This window comes from Rhizobium sp. P28RR-XV (assembly GCF_012641385.1).
Classification (GTDB): Bacteria; Pseudomonadota; Alphaproteobacteria; order Rhizobiales; family Rhizobiaceae; genus Rhizobium.
Window position 1 is genome coordinate 420,765 of the sequence record NZ_JABAIG010000005.1, and the last position, 13,513, is coordinate 434,277.

Consider the following 13,513-nt stretch of genomic DNA (forward strand, 5'->3'; position numbering starts at 1 on the left):
TGCCCCCCGCATCATCGAAGAAGATTGGCGATATGCTGAAACCAAGCAACCATCGGCGATGGCAGGTAGATTCCGGCCCCAAGAACCAGCGCCAGGTGCAGAAACATCGGCAAGTAGGATGTCTCGGCAGGAGCAATGCTGCCGCGCGGTTGGCCGAAGATAGCTCCCGTCAAGCGCAGCAATAGTGCCCCGAAAGCGACCAACAGCCCAAAGACAAGCGGAATGGCGAGCAGCGGCTGCCTCGCGAAAGTCGAGCTGATGATGAGGAACTCGCTCATGAAGATACCGGCCGGTGGCAGACCGGCAATGGCGATGACCCCGGTCAACAAGCCCCAGCCGAGTCCCGGATGCGTCTCGGTAAGGCCCCGAATGGCCGAAAGCCTCTGTGTCCCCTTGATCTGGGCGATGTGGCCGACGGCAAAGAAAATCGCCGACTTGGTCAGCGAATGCATGACCATATGCAACAGGCCGGCGAAATTGGCGAGCGAGCCGCCGAGACCGAAGGCAAATACGATGATGCCCATATGTTCGATCGAGGAATAGGCGAACAGACGTTTGATGTCGCGACGGCGATAGAGCATGAAAGCGGCGAAGATCAGCGAGACGAGCCCCATCGTCATCATCAGCGGCCCAGGGCTAATTGCTTCCGGGCTGGCTGCGAGCAATATCTTGAAACGCAAAACGGCATAGAGCGCAACGTTAAGCAGAAGGCCCGAAAGCACCGCCGAGATCGGTGTCGGCCCCTCGGCATGCGCGTCCGGCAGCCAGGCATGGAGTGGCGCAAGTCCGACCTTCGTGCCGTAGCCGAGCAACAGGAAGATGAAGGCGAGGTTGAGAAGAGCCGGATCAAAGCCGGCGGCATGTTCTACCAGCGTCGTCCAGACCATCGCGTCGTAGCCGGTGCCAACAACGGCCTGAGCGGCCAGGTAAACGAGGATGGTACCGAACAGCGCGAAGGCGATGCCGACGCTTCCGAGGATGAAATACTTCCAGGCCGCTTCCAGTGCCTCATGGGTGCGGTAGATGCCGACCATCAGCACCGTGGTCAGCGTCGCAAGTTCCACCGCCACCCACATCAAACCGATATTGTTCGACACGAAGGCGAGATTCATGCCAAACATCATGATCTGATACATCGCGTGGTAGAATCGCAAGTTTGCGGGGGTCAGACGGCCGATCTCAAGCTCATGGGCGATGTAGCCGGCACTGAAGACGCTGGTGGTGAAGCCGACGAAGGCATTCAGGACGATAAAGATGATATTGAGATCGTCTACGAGCAGATAGCGGCCAGGTGGTGGTCGAGTGCTGAAAAAGAGCAAAAGCGCCGCAAGCAATGTCAAAAGGCTCGCGAAAATGTTTAGCCGCGCCGTCGTGCGGTAGCCGGGCAGCAGTGCCAGAAGGGCTGCAGCGGAGATTGGAACGACGAGGACGGCCGTTACCGCGTCGAAGCCGAGGAGGGTGGAAGGGGCGTTCATTTCCGCCGTCTCCCCTTGAAGTCGTCGAGCGCCCGGACGTCGACCGTGTCGAAGCGCTCGCGGATGCGGAACAGGAAGACGCCGATGACGATGAAGGCGATCAAGATCGAGAAGGCGACGCTGATCTCCACTACCAGCGGCATGCCCTTGGCGCCGGTCGCCGCCAGCACCAATCCGTTTTCGAGGGACATGAAGCCGACGACCTGGCTGACGGCATTGCGGCGCGTGACCATGATCAGCAGCCCCAGCAGCAGAACAGACAGGGCGAAGGCAAGATCTTCGCGTGCGATCGGATCGGCCGATGGCGTCACCCGCAGCATGACGACGGTGGCCAGAGCCACCAGTCCCAGGCCAACGAGCATGGTGGGGCCGACCCCGACGACAGTCTCTATCTCGCGATGGATGCCGAGCTGGCGGATCATGCGATGCAGCACCACAGGAATGATGATCGCCTTGAAAATGAGAGCGATCGCCGCCGTCACAAAGAGATGCGGCGCATCCTGGATGAGGGCTTGCCAAGCAACCGACAGCGTCAGCACCAGCGAATGCAGCGCAAAGACGTTCAGCAGAGCATAAAGACGGTCCTGATAGAGCATCATCATGCTGATGAGCACCAGGCCGCCGGCAAGCATGTGGGCGATGTCGAAGATCGACCCGCTCATCAGAGCCCCCTCGACACGAAACGCAACAGTGCGGCGAGCAGACCGAGCATCAGCGCTGCACCGAGGAATTCCGGCACGCGGAATACGCGCATCTTGGCGGTTGCGGTTTCAAACAGCGCAAGCAGGGCGCCACCCGCCGCCAGCTTGGCGAGATATGCAAACAGTCCGATCAGGTAGGCAAGCGGGCCGACCCCGAAGGCGACGAGCTTCCAAGGAGCGAAAAGGCACGCGATCAACGAAATATAGAGCAACAGCTTGAGCGATGCCGCGAGCTCGATCATGGCCAGGTGCCGCCCGGAATATTCGAGCACCATGGCTTCGTGCACCATGGTCAATTCCAGATGGGTCGCCGGGTTGTCGACGGGGATACGGGCGTTTTCGGCAATCGCGACCATGACGAGGGCAATGAGGGCAATCGCCAGCGAGACGCGCAATCCCACTTGCGGCGACGTCATGAAGGCAGCGATGGCGGAAAGTTGGGTCGAGCCGGCCACCAGGGCAAGCGTGAAGATGATGAGCAGCATAGACGGCTCGGCCAGCGTCGCAATCATCATCTCGCGACTCGAGCCGATGCCGCCGAAGCTCGTGCCCACATCCATGCCGGCAAGGGCCAGGAAGAAGCGTGCACTGCCAAGCAACGCTATGATGGCGATCAGGTCCGCGGTCCAGCTAAAGAGGAGGCCGGTGGCGAAGGTCGGAATGATGGCGGCAGCCACCCATGTCGCAGCGAAGATCAGGTAAGGTGCTGCTCTGAATAGCCAGGATGCGTTTTCCGCAACCACTGCCTCCTTGCGCAGAAGCCGGATAAGGTCGCGATAGGGCTGGATCAGGGAAGGCCCGCGACGGCGCAACAGCCGTGCCTTGAACATGCGCACAACACCCGTCAGCAGTGGCGCCAGCAGCACGACGAGGGACATCTGGAAGGCTTGGGCGAAAAGGGCTGAGACTATGACCATAGCGCCAGTACCAGAAGCAGCAGGACGAGCGTAAGGAAAACCAGGCTCAGATAGCGCCGAATTGTCAGAAACTGCAGATAGTTGAATTTTTCCGCGGCAAAGCCAATGGCGCCGACGATTGGTAGATACAGTCCTTCCCAGATATGATCATGCATTTCCAGGGAGAACCGCGCCGGCCGGAGATCGCCGGGCGGTGGTATGATGACCCGGTCGCGCGCGCTAAAGATCAGCGCGCCGAAGACGCGCCTGATGGGCTGGGCGAAACTGCTGGCGGTATATTGCGTGGCCGGGCTGCTCAGCGGAAAGCCGCAATCCCAGGCCGGCGCGCGGCGGATGCGTCGAGAGCCGAGGCGGTGGACGAGATAGACCGTGAACGACGCCGAAAAGAGGATGAAGAGGAAAACGAGCAAGCCGTTATAAGAGCTGCGGGCTTCGGCGATCGGCACGATCGACAGCCATGGAATATCCGTTTGCACCGGCATCCGCTCGTGGATCAAAGAGAGCGACAGCGGTGCGAGTGCATCGATGACGACTCCCGGCAGGACACCGGCAGCAAGGCAGAGGAAAGCCAGAACCGACATAGCGGCAAGCGAGGCACGATCGACCTCCGTTGCCCGTTCGACCAGCCCGCTACGCGGACGGCCAAGAAACGTCACACCGAAAACCTTGACGAAACAAGCCGCGGCAAGGGCGGCGGCAAATGCGAGCAGGCCGCCTACGGCCGGCACGAGGAGCTTCAATCCCCATTGCGGCAGGGCTGGGCTCTGCAAGACGGCCTGAAAAGTCAGCCATTCGGAAACGAAACCATTGAAGGGAGGAAGGGCCGAGATCGCAATACAGCCTACGAGAAAGAACGCGGCCGTTACCGGCATACGATGGATGAGCCCACCGAGTTTTTCCATGTCCCGTTCCCCGGTTGCCGTCAGTACTGCGCCGGCGCCAAAGAAAAGCAGGCTCTTGAAGAAAGAATGGTTCAGGACATGGAACAGGGCGGCGGTCAGCGCCAAGGCGGCCGGCAAACCCATGCCATTCGCCTTGAACGCAAGCGCCAGACCGAGGCTGACGAAGATGACGCCAATATTTTCAATGGTGCTATACGCGAGCAGGCGCTTGAGATCACTCTCCATCAGCGCGTGCAGGATGCCCAGAACCGCGGTGATGCCGCCGATCGCCAGGACGACCATGCCGAACCACCAGGCCGGCGCGCCGAGCAGATCGAAGATCACGCGGATGAAGCCGTACACCGCGACTTTGGTCATGACACCGCTCATCAGGGCCGACACATGACTGGGAGCGGCTGGATGCGCTCGCGGCAGCCAGACATGTAGAGGCACCAATCCGGCTTTGGATCCAGCACCGAGCAGCAGCAAAATGAGCACCAAGCCTGATGTCAGCGGCGCATGTTCGGCCGCCCTCATCGTGGCGAAACTGTAATTGCCATCCGGTCCTGCAAGCAAGCCGAAAGCGAGCAGAAGAGTGAGCGTGCCGAAGCTAGCCATGACGATATAAAGATAGCTGGCTTTCCGGTTGCTGATATCGCGGTGATGGGCGATCACAAGCGCCCAGGAGGCGAGCGACATGAACTCCCAGGACATTAGGAAGGTGAAGGCGTCGTCCGCGAGGATCACGAGGTTCATGCCTGCGACGAAAGCGGGGAAGAACGGCAGTACTCGCTGCGGCGCATGTTCGTGACGGCCGTAGCCGAGGGCATAGAGGCTCGAAACCATGCCGCCGAAATTAATGACTGTCAGAAAGAAGGCGGACAGTGCGTCCAGACGAAAGTGACTGCCGAGCCACGGCAGGCCGATGGGAAGCACGAGCGTGGATAGGGCGTCGGGAGAAGCCATCGTGGCGAGCGCGTCGATCGCTACGCCAAAGGCGATTGCCGATAGACCGAAGCTTAGACCATAGGTGACCTTCGTTGCTTGTTTCGACCGGACGATGAGGACCGCAAAGGGGGCGGTTGTAAGCAGAAACACCGAGCATAAAAGGAGCGTGGGCAGAGAGGTCATGAGCGAGGTCCCGCTCCTCGCCCGGGCAATCCAGGGGAACCGCTCTCCGACCGCTTGGCCTTCAGCCTGACGCCGCGCCCTCCATCCTGGCTGACGGCCCCTTCGTTGATCACCTCTATGCCGGCCTCGTTCAAGGCCGCCAGCAGTCGCATCAGGGAATCGACATTGCCGCGCACGACGTCGGAGCTTGCTTCCATTCGTTGGATTGTCGGAACGGATACCCCTGCCAATTCCGCGAGTTGGCGCTGGTCTATACCAAGAAGGGCTCTGGCGGCACGCATCTGTGCGGCGGTGATCATGGCGGAACCATCACTTTTGCTCTACAAGCTCCGATGTTAGCAGTTTAGCGCATGCTTACTGATGTATCAAATCACGTTTGTGATGCGGCATCGCCACACAAAGCCATAAGGTCACTTGTGACAGCCCATAAGAAAACCGTCCTCAATGAGAAGAAAAGCTCTAAGGCGAGGCTCGGTCGGGACGTCGCAGCCAAAAACTCTCGTAACTTATTTCTTGGCCGCTTGACGGAAAAACAAAGTTACTTAATCTAAAATTCGGCTATGCAATCCGCTTGGAGGAGACGGGGGCGTGGTGCTGCGACCTCTTCGCGCTGATATGTTCTCCCCCGCCGTCAATCGCCGATTTTCCGATAGGACCCGCCATGTCTCTCACCATTGCCCAACGTCTCGATCGTCTCAAAGTCCGGATAACCGAGCTCGCCCATTGGCGCGACAAACAGAGCCGCGACATCGATGGCTGGACTTTTGATGGCGAGCCGATCGCGCATGGCCAGGACTGGCCGCACCGCAAGGGAACCGTCCATTTCGCCGCGGCGGCAACGACCCCGCATGACTGGCCGCTTGAGCAGACCCGTCTGCAGCTCGATCTTGGCGGCGAGAGTCTGCTGACCTTGCGCTACGCCGACGGCCGGACCGAGATCTTCGGACTGGATCCCTATCACCAGGAGTTTCCGATCAAGGGTCGGGACTTCTCGATCGCGACCGAGAGCGTCGCGCGCTTTCCTTTCGGAGAGCCGAACCGGGCTCCGAAGTTGAATAAGGCGCGCCTGATCTGGTTGGACGAGCCGGTCCATCGGCTGCATATTCTGATGCGGCAGATCGGCGAAGCTGTCGATGTGCTTGACGGTCATGACGTCGTGCCGCATCTCATCGATGCGGCGGAACGAGCGCTGCGCAGCCTCGATTGGCCTTCGGACACGGCCACCTATGTCGCGCGCATATCAGGCGCGGAAATGCAGCAGAAGATCTGGCAACTGCCGGAACTTCAGGACAATCCCGCCGGTCTCAGCGAGACGCAGAGCGCTTCGGCCCTGGCCGCGCATGACCGCCTGCTTGAACGACTGAAGGAACTTCAGAAGCGCTTTCCGCAAAACGGCGAATTGCTGCTGAGCGGTCATGCCCATATCGATCTCGCCTGGCTTTGGCCCTATGGCGAGACGCGACGGAAGATGCGCCGCACCTTCAATACAGCGCTTTCGCTGATGGAGCGCTCCGACGACTTCCGCTTCAATCAATCGACCGCCCATTATTACGCGCAGATGGAAGAGGATGATCCGGAGCTTCTCGAACGGATCAAGAAGAAGGTGGCCGAGGGCAAGTGGGAAACCGTCGGCGGCATGTGGGTCGAGCCTGACACCAATATGCCGACGGGTGAAAGCCTCGCCCGTCAGGTACTCTATGGGCAGCGCTATTTCGAAAAGCATTTCGGTCTGCGCCATACCGTCTGCTGGCTGCCGGATTGCTTCGGCTTTTCGGGTGCCCTGCCGCAGATCCTGCGGCTCGGGGGCATGAGCAGCTTTTTTACGATCAAGGTGAACTGGAGCGAGACCAATCACATCCCGTCCGACCTCTTCTGGTGGAAGGGGCTCGACGGCAGCAAGGTGCTGACCCATACGTTCGACAATCCCATGCAAGGCTATAATGGTTTCGTGCAGCCGGATTGCTTCGTGCCGACATGGAAGAATTTCCGCGGCAAGACTGAGCACGACACGTCGCTGCTGGCCGTCGGCTATGGCGACGGCGGCGGCGGTGTCACGCCGGAAATGGTCGAGCGCGAAGTGCAGCTGCGCGACTTCCCGGCAATCCCTAGGGCACGTTGGGGCACTGTAAAAGGCTACTATGAGAAAGCCCATCGCACGGCGGCGGAAAAGGACCTGCCGGTCTGGGAGGGAGAAATCTATCTCGAACTGCACCGCGCGACCCTGACGACGCAAAGCGGCGTCAAGCGCAAGCATCGCCAGGCCGAACGCGCGCTGATCACGGCCGAAACACTGGCGTCACTCGCCCACGTGCTCGGCGCTGCAAAACCGCAAAGCCTCGAGGCGGATTGGCGCACCGTCCTGAAGAACGAATTTCATGACATCCTGCCGGGATCAAGCATTCGCGAGGTCTACGTCGATGCCGAAGGGGAACTTGACGGCGTGATCGGTAATGCGAAGGCGGAGCAGGCCAAGGCGCTCAAGGAACTATCGGCCCATCTTCCGACAGGCGGCGTTAGCGACGCACTGATTGTCGTCAATCCGTCTCTTTCACCGCGGCCGCTCACCGCCGCGCTGTCCGACGGAACGGTCCTGTCATCTGCCGATCTTGTCGCGCCCCTTTCCGTCGCGGTCTTCGATCGTAAGGGTGTTAGGCCCGCCGGCATGCTGAAGGCCGATGCCCATCATATCGAGAACGAGCATCTATCGGTCCTCATCGGCAAGGATGGTGCCGTGTCGAGCCTTGTCCACAAGGCGACGGGACGGGAGGCGATCGAAGAGGCTGCCAACCAGCTCTGGGTGTATCCCGCCGACAAGCCGCGCAACTGGGACGCCTGGGACGTCGACGCGGACTATGCCGAAAAAGGCATCCGCCTCGATCAGCCCGAAAGCGTCGCTCTGGTCGAGGAAGGGCCGCATCGCGCCACCATCCGTGTCGTCTATCGATATCGCAACTCGACCGTCACCCAGCTTTATGTTTTGACGGCCAATGCCCGCCGGCTCGATATCGAGACGACGATCGATTGGCATGACCGGCGCACCCTGCTCAGGACACTGAATCCGGTTGCCGTGCATTCGCGCACAGCGACGTTCGAATGTGCCTTCGGCATCGTCGAGCGGCAGACGCATACGAACACCCCCTGGGAGCAGGCGATGTTCGAGGCAGCGGCCCATCGCTTCGTCGATCTCAGCGAACCCGGCTTTGGCGTCGCCTTGCTCAACAACGCCAAATACGGACACAGCGCCCGCGGCAATGTCATCGGCATGAGCCTGGTGCGGTCACCGATCTATCCCGATCCGCTTGCCGACGAAGGCCAGCAGAGCTTCACCTATGCGCTGATGCCGCATGAAGGCGCCTGGCATGAAGGCGGCGTTCTATCGGAGGCGATCGATCTCAACCAGCCGCTCGTCACCATGGAGGCAAGCGGGCTTTCGCAGGGCACGCTCTCGCCTCTCGGTGTCGAGGGCATACCGGTCGCCTTCTCCGGATTGAAATCGGCCGAGGAGGGCGAGGGCCTTATCCTGCGGCTTTACGAGCCTGCCGGCCGTCGTGGCCGCCTGTCGCTGAACCTGGCGTCGGGATGGAAAGCGTCGGGGCCGCTGAATATCCTCGAGGAGCCGATCGAACGCGAGGGACCCGCCGACATCATGCCGTTCGAGATTCGGACGTGGAGGCTGCAGAGAAGCTGATAGCGGAAATCGGCCCCGATGGACGAGCCGACGTGAAAGCCGTTCTCCATTTTACTTTTACGTAAGTGTCGCTAAAGTCCCGGCAAATAGCTATTCGCTGGGAGGTCGAATGGGCAGTTACGCGGATGTCGTCGTCGTTGGGGGAGGCCTGTCGGGTCTTGTCGCCGCCTTGGAGCTGATTGAGCGCGGAAAGCGGGTGATCCTCGTCGACCAAGAGCCGCGGGCAAGCCTCGGCGGCCAAGCCTTCTGGTCTCTCGGCGGGCTATTCATGATCGATACGCCGGAACAACGGCGCATGCGAATTCGCGATAGTATCGACCTTGCCCGTCAGGATTGGCTGGGCTCAGCCGCCTTCGACCGTGCTGAGGATTTTTGGCCGCGCGCCTGGGCGGATGCCTATCTCGATTTTGCCGCCGGCGAGATGCGTGGCTGGCTATATGGGCTCGGCATGCGCTGGTTCCCCGTCGTCGGCTGGGCCGAGCGCGGCGGAAGCCTTGCTCACGGCCACGGCAACTCCGTGCCGCGCTTTCACGTCACCTGGGGCACGGGTCCGGGCGTGATCGATCCATTCTTGAAGCGGGTGCTAGCCGCCGAGAAGCAGGGGAGGATCGAGCTGATGTTCCGCCGACGCGTGACGCGGTTGATCGCCGACGGCAACGGCATCACCGGCGTGGAAGGCGAGATCCTGGCGGAGGACAATATTCCGCGCGGTCAGCAATCGAACCGCGATGTCGTCGGGGATTTTCGCATTCAGGGCGCCGTGATCGTGGCGAGCGGCGGCATTGGCGGCAATCCGGAACTGGTTCGCCGCGCCTGGCCCGCCGATCGCCTCGGTCCACCCCCTGAACGGATGCTGAGCGGGGTGCCTCACCATGTCGACGGCTTGATGATCGGCCATGCCGAAGCGGCAGGCGCACGGCTCATCAACGGCGATAGGATGTGGCATTACACCGAGGGTATCCGCAACTGGGACCCCATCTGGCCGAACCATGGCATTCGCATCCTGCCCGGGCCGTCCTCGCTTTGGTTCGACGCCAACGGCAACCGCATGCCTGCCCCCTGTCTGCCGGGTTTCGATAGCCTCGCGACGCTAGAGCATATCTGCAAACTCGGGCATAGTTACAGCTGGTTCGTAACCACGCAGAAGATCATCAAGAAAGAGTTCGCGCTCTCGGGGTCCGAACAGAATCCCGACCTCACGGGCCGCGACGTCGGCCTGCTCCTGCGCAGCCGGCTTGGCCGTTCGGCTCCTCCGCCGGTGGAAGCCTTCAAGGAGAAGGGTGAGGATTTCATCGTCGCCGAAACGCTGGAAGAGCTGGTCGCCGGCATGAACCGTATCGGGGATTATCCGGTCGATCTTGTCCATCTGCGCAGCCAGATCGAAGCCCGGGACCGCGAATTGGACAATCCCTTCGCCAAGGACGCGCAGATCGTCGCGCTGAGGCAGGCGCGTGGTTATCTCGGCGATCGGTTCATGCGCACGGCACCACCTCATCGGATACTGGATCCCAAGGCGGGTCCCCTGATCGCCGTGCGCCTCAACATCCTGACCCGCAAATCTCTGGGCGGGCTTGAAACCGATCTGAACAGTCAGGCGCTTGGGCTGAGCGGCGAGCTCATACCGGGATTGTTCGCCTGCGGCGAGGCGGCAGGCTTCGGCGGCGGCGGATATCACGGTTACAATGCGCTGGAGGGCACGTTCCTGGGAGGCTGCATTTTTTCCGGGCGCAATGCCGGGAGGGCAGCATGAGAACTGGTGTATTTGACGCCGTTGTTTCCGGTAAAGGCTGAGCCTGCCCGAGGCCATCGACATCGGCGGCAGCCTTTGTCACCGGCACGCATGTCGACGGGGTGTCCGACGACACTGCGAGGGCATGCAGTCTCGTCGGACGCTGTAGTGATCGGTTCGGGGGTGGCGTCCGAGCCGACAATGGAAACAATAGCGGCCACGACGATTTAGTGTACCTACCCGAATGGACGGCTGGCCAGCGCCTCAGCGAGACAGGTCTACACCGGGCGGTCTCCCGAATAGCTTCCGATATTCCCGATTGAACTGCGACTGATTTTCGTAGCCGACCGCAAATGCGATGGATCCGATCTTGTCGACGCCCAGCTGCAACCGTCGTCGTGCTTCGTGCAGCCGTAGCCGTGTCCGGAATTGCAAGGGGCTCATCGTAGTGGCGGCTTTGAAGGCACGATAATAGGAGGTCTGGCTCATGCCGGCGATATCCGCCAAAGTCGCGATATCGACCGGCTGATCGAAGTTGGCTTTAATCCAGGCGGTCGTACGGGCGATGCGCGACAGGCGAGAGCCGCCTATTCCGCTTTCGACGACCATGTCGCCGAGACTGCCCTGGACAAGCTTGTAGAAAAGCTCGCGTCGAACAAGTGGCGCAAGCGTCTCGATGTCCGTGGGCCGATCCAGCAGCCGCACCAGTCGCTCGAGGGGTTCCAGAATGTCCAGGGTAAGCCCGGCAATCGCAGCGCCCTTCGTTTTTGCGACCGATCTCAGTTCCTTTTTATCTGCAACCAGCTCGGCAATGATTGCCGGATCGAGATCAAGCGTTATCGCATAATGCGGCTGACCAGGGCTTGCCTCGACAATGCGCGCTGTCACCGGAAGATCGAGGACGACGACCAGGTAGTCGCTTAGGCCGATTTCGATGCGCTGCCGATCCAGGATGAGCTCCTTTCGACCCTGCAGGACGACGCAAAGGCGCGGATCGTAAAGGCTGCGGACCGGTTCGGTCGGTGCATCGCTGCGAAAGAGCGTCAAACCGGGAACGAGCGTTTTTTGCTTGGGCGCCGTGCAGTGAAAGTGCATCAGCTCGATCAAGCTTCGTCGTGTGGTTTTCATCGCCTTCCCCATCTTCTCGCTTTGTCGCGGTCAAGATAGGCCAGGATGGTAGGATTGTGCAAAACTTCGAAAGGATCGGCCTAAGCTGACGCCATTGGCGAGCGTATCTCTTCCGCATGCGAGATCATCATGATCGCAGCATTTGGAAGGATAAGAGAATGACGGATCATCGATCGATATGGCTCATCACTGGAGCCTCATCAGGACTTGGACGCGCGATTGCCGAGGTGGCGCTGGAGGCAGGCGATATCGCGATTGCCACGGCACGCGACCCGGAGACGATCCGCGAACTCGTTGAAAGATTTCCGGATCGCGTCGTCGCCGCGAGGCTTGACGTAACCGATCGTGCAACCATCGAGCAGGTGATCGGCGAGGCCGAGCGGCGTTTCGGCCGGATCGATGTGCTCGTCAACGCCGCCGGCTACGGCTATCTCGCGGCGATTGAGGAGGGAGAAGATGTCGCGATACGCGCCCAATTCGAAACCAACGTCTTCGGTCTGCTTGATGTCACCAAGGCCGTGCTTCCGGGCATGCGTGCAAGACGGCGCGGCTGCATCGTCAATCTTTCCTCGCTCGGAGGATTGGTCGCATTCGCGGCAACCGGATATTATCACGCAACGAAATTTGCCGTCGAAGCGCTTTCGGAATCGCTATCTTATGAAGTCGGGCCGCTCGGCATCAAGGTTTTGATCGTCGAACCGGGGGCCTTTCGTACCGATTGGGCTGGACGGTCCATGATCGAATCCCCCGTCATCATTGATGGCTATGCCGAGACGGCGGGGAAGAGGCGGAGCGCTACGCGTGCGGTTTCCGGTTTACAGCCGGGAGATCCGAGGAAGGCAGCACAAGCGATCCTGAACGCCGTCAAAACCGAGCAAACGCCGCTTCGGCTTCTGCTTGGGACATCCGCGCTGAAGGTCGCCAAGGCACGGTTAGAGACGTTGAAGGCTGAATTCGAAGCCTTGGCCGAGGTGACGACGAGCGTTGATTTCGAGAGCTGATAGTTTGCGCAACCGGCTATTTAAGGTAGTGGCGTGTTAACGCTCTATTCACCCTGCGATTACTAAGGTCCCCTGACGAATGAGAAGGAAGCCCAATGAAAAAGATCTTTATTATCGCCATGGCCACGGTAACGCTTGCAGCGCCTTTCGCCAACGCACAGGAATGGCCCCGTCATCATCGGGATCGTCCCGGCGAGGTTCATCGCAACATGCCGCCGCGCGGTCCGGGACGTCCCGGATGGGGACCATATCGCGGCAGGGACCGCGCAGGCTATTATCATGGCTATAGAGGCTACCGCGATCGCCGACCCGGCTATCGTCGTCACAATGATGGCCTCTGGTATCCGGCAGCAGCCTTTGCGCTCGGCGCCATTATCGGCGGCGCTCTGAACAACTAAGCCCACGCTCCCAATGAGAGCACTTTAAGGAACGAGCTTCGTCGTTCACGAATAGAGCCGGGCGGCAGACGTTCATGCTTGCAAGTCGGCCGCCCGCCAATCGGGACAGTGCTACGCTGGAAACGGCGTGAGCTTCGCCCGATGCAATCCTGCCACCACCTTTTGTGAGAAGGTTGGGATGGCAGGTTTATCATTTCCGTGACCAGGGCGCTCATTGATCGGCGTAGCGCGCTATGAGAGCAAAAGGCCGCGGGGACATACCCTGTCGCGGTCGAGCGCGCGCATCTCCAGCAAATTGTCAGATTTGACATGTCGTTTACGTATAGCCCGACTTCCTCTACGGGCGGGCGCGCGCCGGATTGCGATATGCGCTCAGCAATTATCATGGTCGGTATAGACCGCCGAATGCGTTGCGGGAGTTGCCGTTCGAAAGAGATTTGCCATTGCCTTCGAAAAGAACACGT

10 protein-coding genes are annotated in these 13,513 nt (G+C 60.4%); 4 read left to right on the forward strand and 6 right to left on the reverse strand.

The genetic code is table 11. From position 1 onward, the window contains the following. Nucleotides 1-11: 11 nt before the first annotated feature. The 5 genes from HGP12_RS13530 to HGP12_RS13550 are packed head-to-tail and all read right to left on the reverse strand — an operon-like array spanning nt 12 to nt 5,404. Nucleotides 12-1,475 (reverse strand): hydrogenase 4 subunit F, encoded by a 1,464-nt coding sequence (locus HGP12_RS13530; protein WP_168879079.1) that lies wholly within the window; start codon nt 1,473-1,475, stop codon nt 12-14. Then, a complete protein-coding gene (locus HGP12_RS13535) occupies nt 1,472-2,137 on the reverse strand; it encodes a hydrogenase-4 component E (RefSeq protein ID WP_168879080.1) in 666 nt (221 codons plus the stop codon). The genes HGP12_RS13530 and HGP12_RS13535 overlap by 4 nt, the downstream gene beginning before the upstream one ends. After that, the gene (locus HGP12_RS13540; protein ID WP_168840546.1) at nt 2,137-3,093 is read right to left on the reverse strand and encodes a respiratory chain complex I subunit 1 family protein; all 957 of its coding nucleotides are present in this window, start codon (nt 3,091-3,093) and stop codon (nt 2,137-2,139) included. The genes HGP12_RS13535 and HGP12_RS13540 overlap by 1 nt, the downstream gene beginning before the upstream one ends. Then, entirely contained in the window at nt 3,084-5,105 is a 2,022-nt protein-coding gene (gene hyfB / locus HGP12_RS13545; RefSeq protein ID WP_168840545.1) for a hydrogenase 4 subunit B, read from the reverse strand. The genes HGP12_RS13540 and hyfB overlap by 10 nt, the downstream gene beginning before the upstream one ends. Continuing rightward, entirely contained in the window at nt 5,102-5,404 is a 303-nt protein-coding gene (locus HGP12_RS13550) for a DNA-binding transcriptional regulator (protein ID WP_168840544.1), read from the reverse strand. Before HGP12_RS13550 ends, hyfB begins: the two co-directional genes overlap by 4 nt. Nucleotides 5,405-5,766: 362 nt before the next feature. Between HGP12_RS13550 and HGP12_RS13555 the strand changes: the two genes are divergently transcribed. Next, nucleotides 5,767-8,793 carry a glycoside hydrolase family 38 C-terminal domain-containing protein gene (locus HGP12_RS13555; protein ID WP_168879081.1) on the forward strand — a complete coding sequence of 1,009 codons (3,027 nt, stop codon included), beginning with the start codon at nt 5,767-5,769 and terminating at the stop codon, nt 8,791-8,793. Between the two features lie 109 nt (nt 8,794-8,902). Then, nucleotides 8,903-10,543 carry an FAD-binding dehydrogenase gene (locus HGP12_RS13560; RefSeq protein WP_168879082.1) on the forward strand — a complete coding sequence of 547 codons (1,641 nt, stop codon included), beginning with the start codon at nt 8,903-8,905 and terminating at the stop codon, nt 10,541-10,543. A gap of 243 nt (nt 10,544-10,786) precedes the next feature. Here the strand turns inward: HGP12_RS13560 and HGP12_RS13565 are convergent, their stop codons facing one another. Continuing rightward, nucleotides 10,787-11,650, reverse strand: coding sequence for an AraC family transcriptional regulator (locus HGP12_RS13565; protein ID WP_168840541.1), 864 nt, complete (start codon nt 11,648-11,650; stop codon nt 10,787-10,789). A 158-nt stretch (nt 11,651-11,808) separates the two neighbouring features. Between HGP12_RS13565 and HGP12_RS13570 the strand changes: the two genes are divergently transcribed. Continuing rightward, nucleotides 11,809-12,651, forward strand: coding sequence for an oxidoreductase (locus HGP12_RS13570; protein ID WP_168840540.1), 843 nt, complete (start codon nt 11,809-11,811; stop codon nt 12,649-12,651). Nucleotides 12,652-12,746: 95 nt separating this feature from the next. Beyond that, entirely contained in the window at nt 12,747-13,049 is a 303-nt protein-coding gene (locus HGP12_RS34030) for a hypothetical protein (protein ID WP_409527208.1), read from the forward strand. Nucleotides 13,050-13,513 lie beyond the last annotated feature (464 nt).

Excerpts from the sequence above, each read along its gene's own strand:
- HGP12_RS13530 (WP_168879079.1), bottom strand. The coding sequence starts at position 1,475 with ATGAACGCCCCTTCCACCCTCCTCGGCTTCGACGCGGTAACGGCCGTC.
- HGP12_RS13535 (WP_168879080.1), bottom strand. The coding sequence starts at position 2,137 with ATGAGCGGGTCGATCTTCGACATCGCCCACATGCTTGCCGGCGGCCTG.
- HGP12_RS13540 (WP_168840546.1), bottom strand. The coding sequence starts at position 3,093 with ATGGTCATAGTCTCAGCCCTTTTCGCCCAAGCCTTCCAGATGTCCCTC.
- hyfB (WP_168840545.1), bottom strand. The coding sequence starts at position 5,105 with ATGACCTCTCTGCCCACGCTCCTTTTATGCTCGGTGTTTCTGCTTACA.
- HGP12_RS13550 (WP_168840544.1), bottom strand. The coding sequence starts at position 5,404 with ATGATCACCGCCGCACAGATGCGTGCCGCCAGAGCCCTTCTTGGTATA.
- HGP12_RS13555 (WP_168879081.1), top strand. The coding sequence starts at position 5,767 with ATGTCTCTCACCATTGCCCAACGTCTCGATCGTCTCAAAGTCCGGATA.
- HGP12_RS13560 (WP_168879082.1), top strand. The coding sequence starts at position 8,903 with ATGGGCAGTTACGCGGATGTCGTCGTCGTTGGGGGAGGCCTGTCGGGT.
- HGP12_RS13565 (WP_168840541.1), bottom strand. The coding sequence starts at position 11,650 with ATGAAAACCACACGACGAAGCTTGATCGAGCTGATGCACTTTCACTGC.
- HGP12_RS13570 (WP_168840540.1), top strand. The coding sequence starts at position 11,809 with ATGACGGATCATCGATCGATATGGCTCATCACTGGAGCCTCATCAGGA.
- HGP12_RS34030 (WP_409527208.1), top strand. The coding sequence starts at position 12,747 with ATGAAAAAGATCTTTATTATCGCCATGGCCACGGTAACGCTTGCAGCG.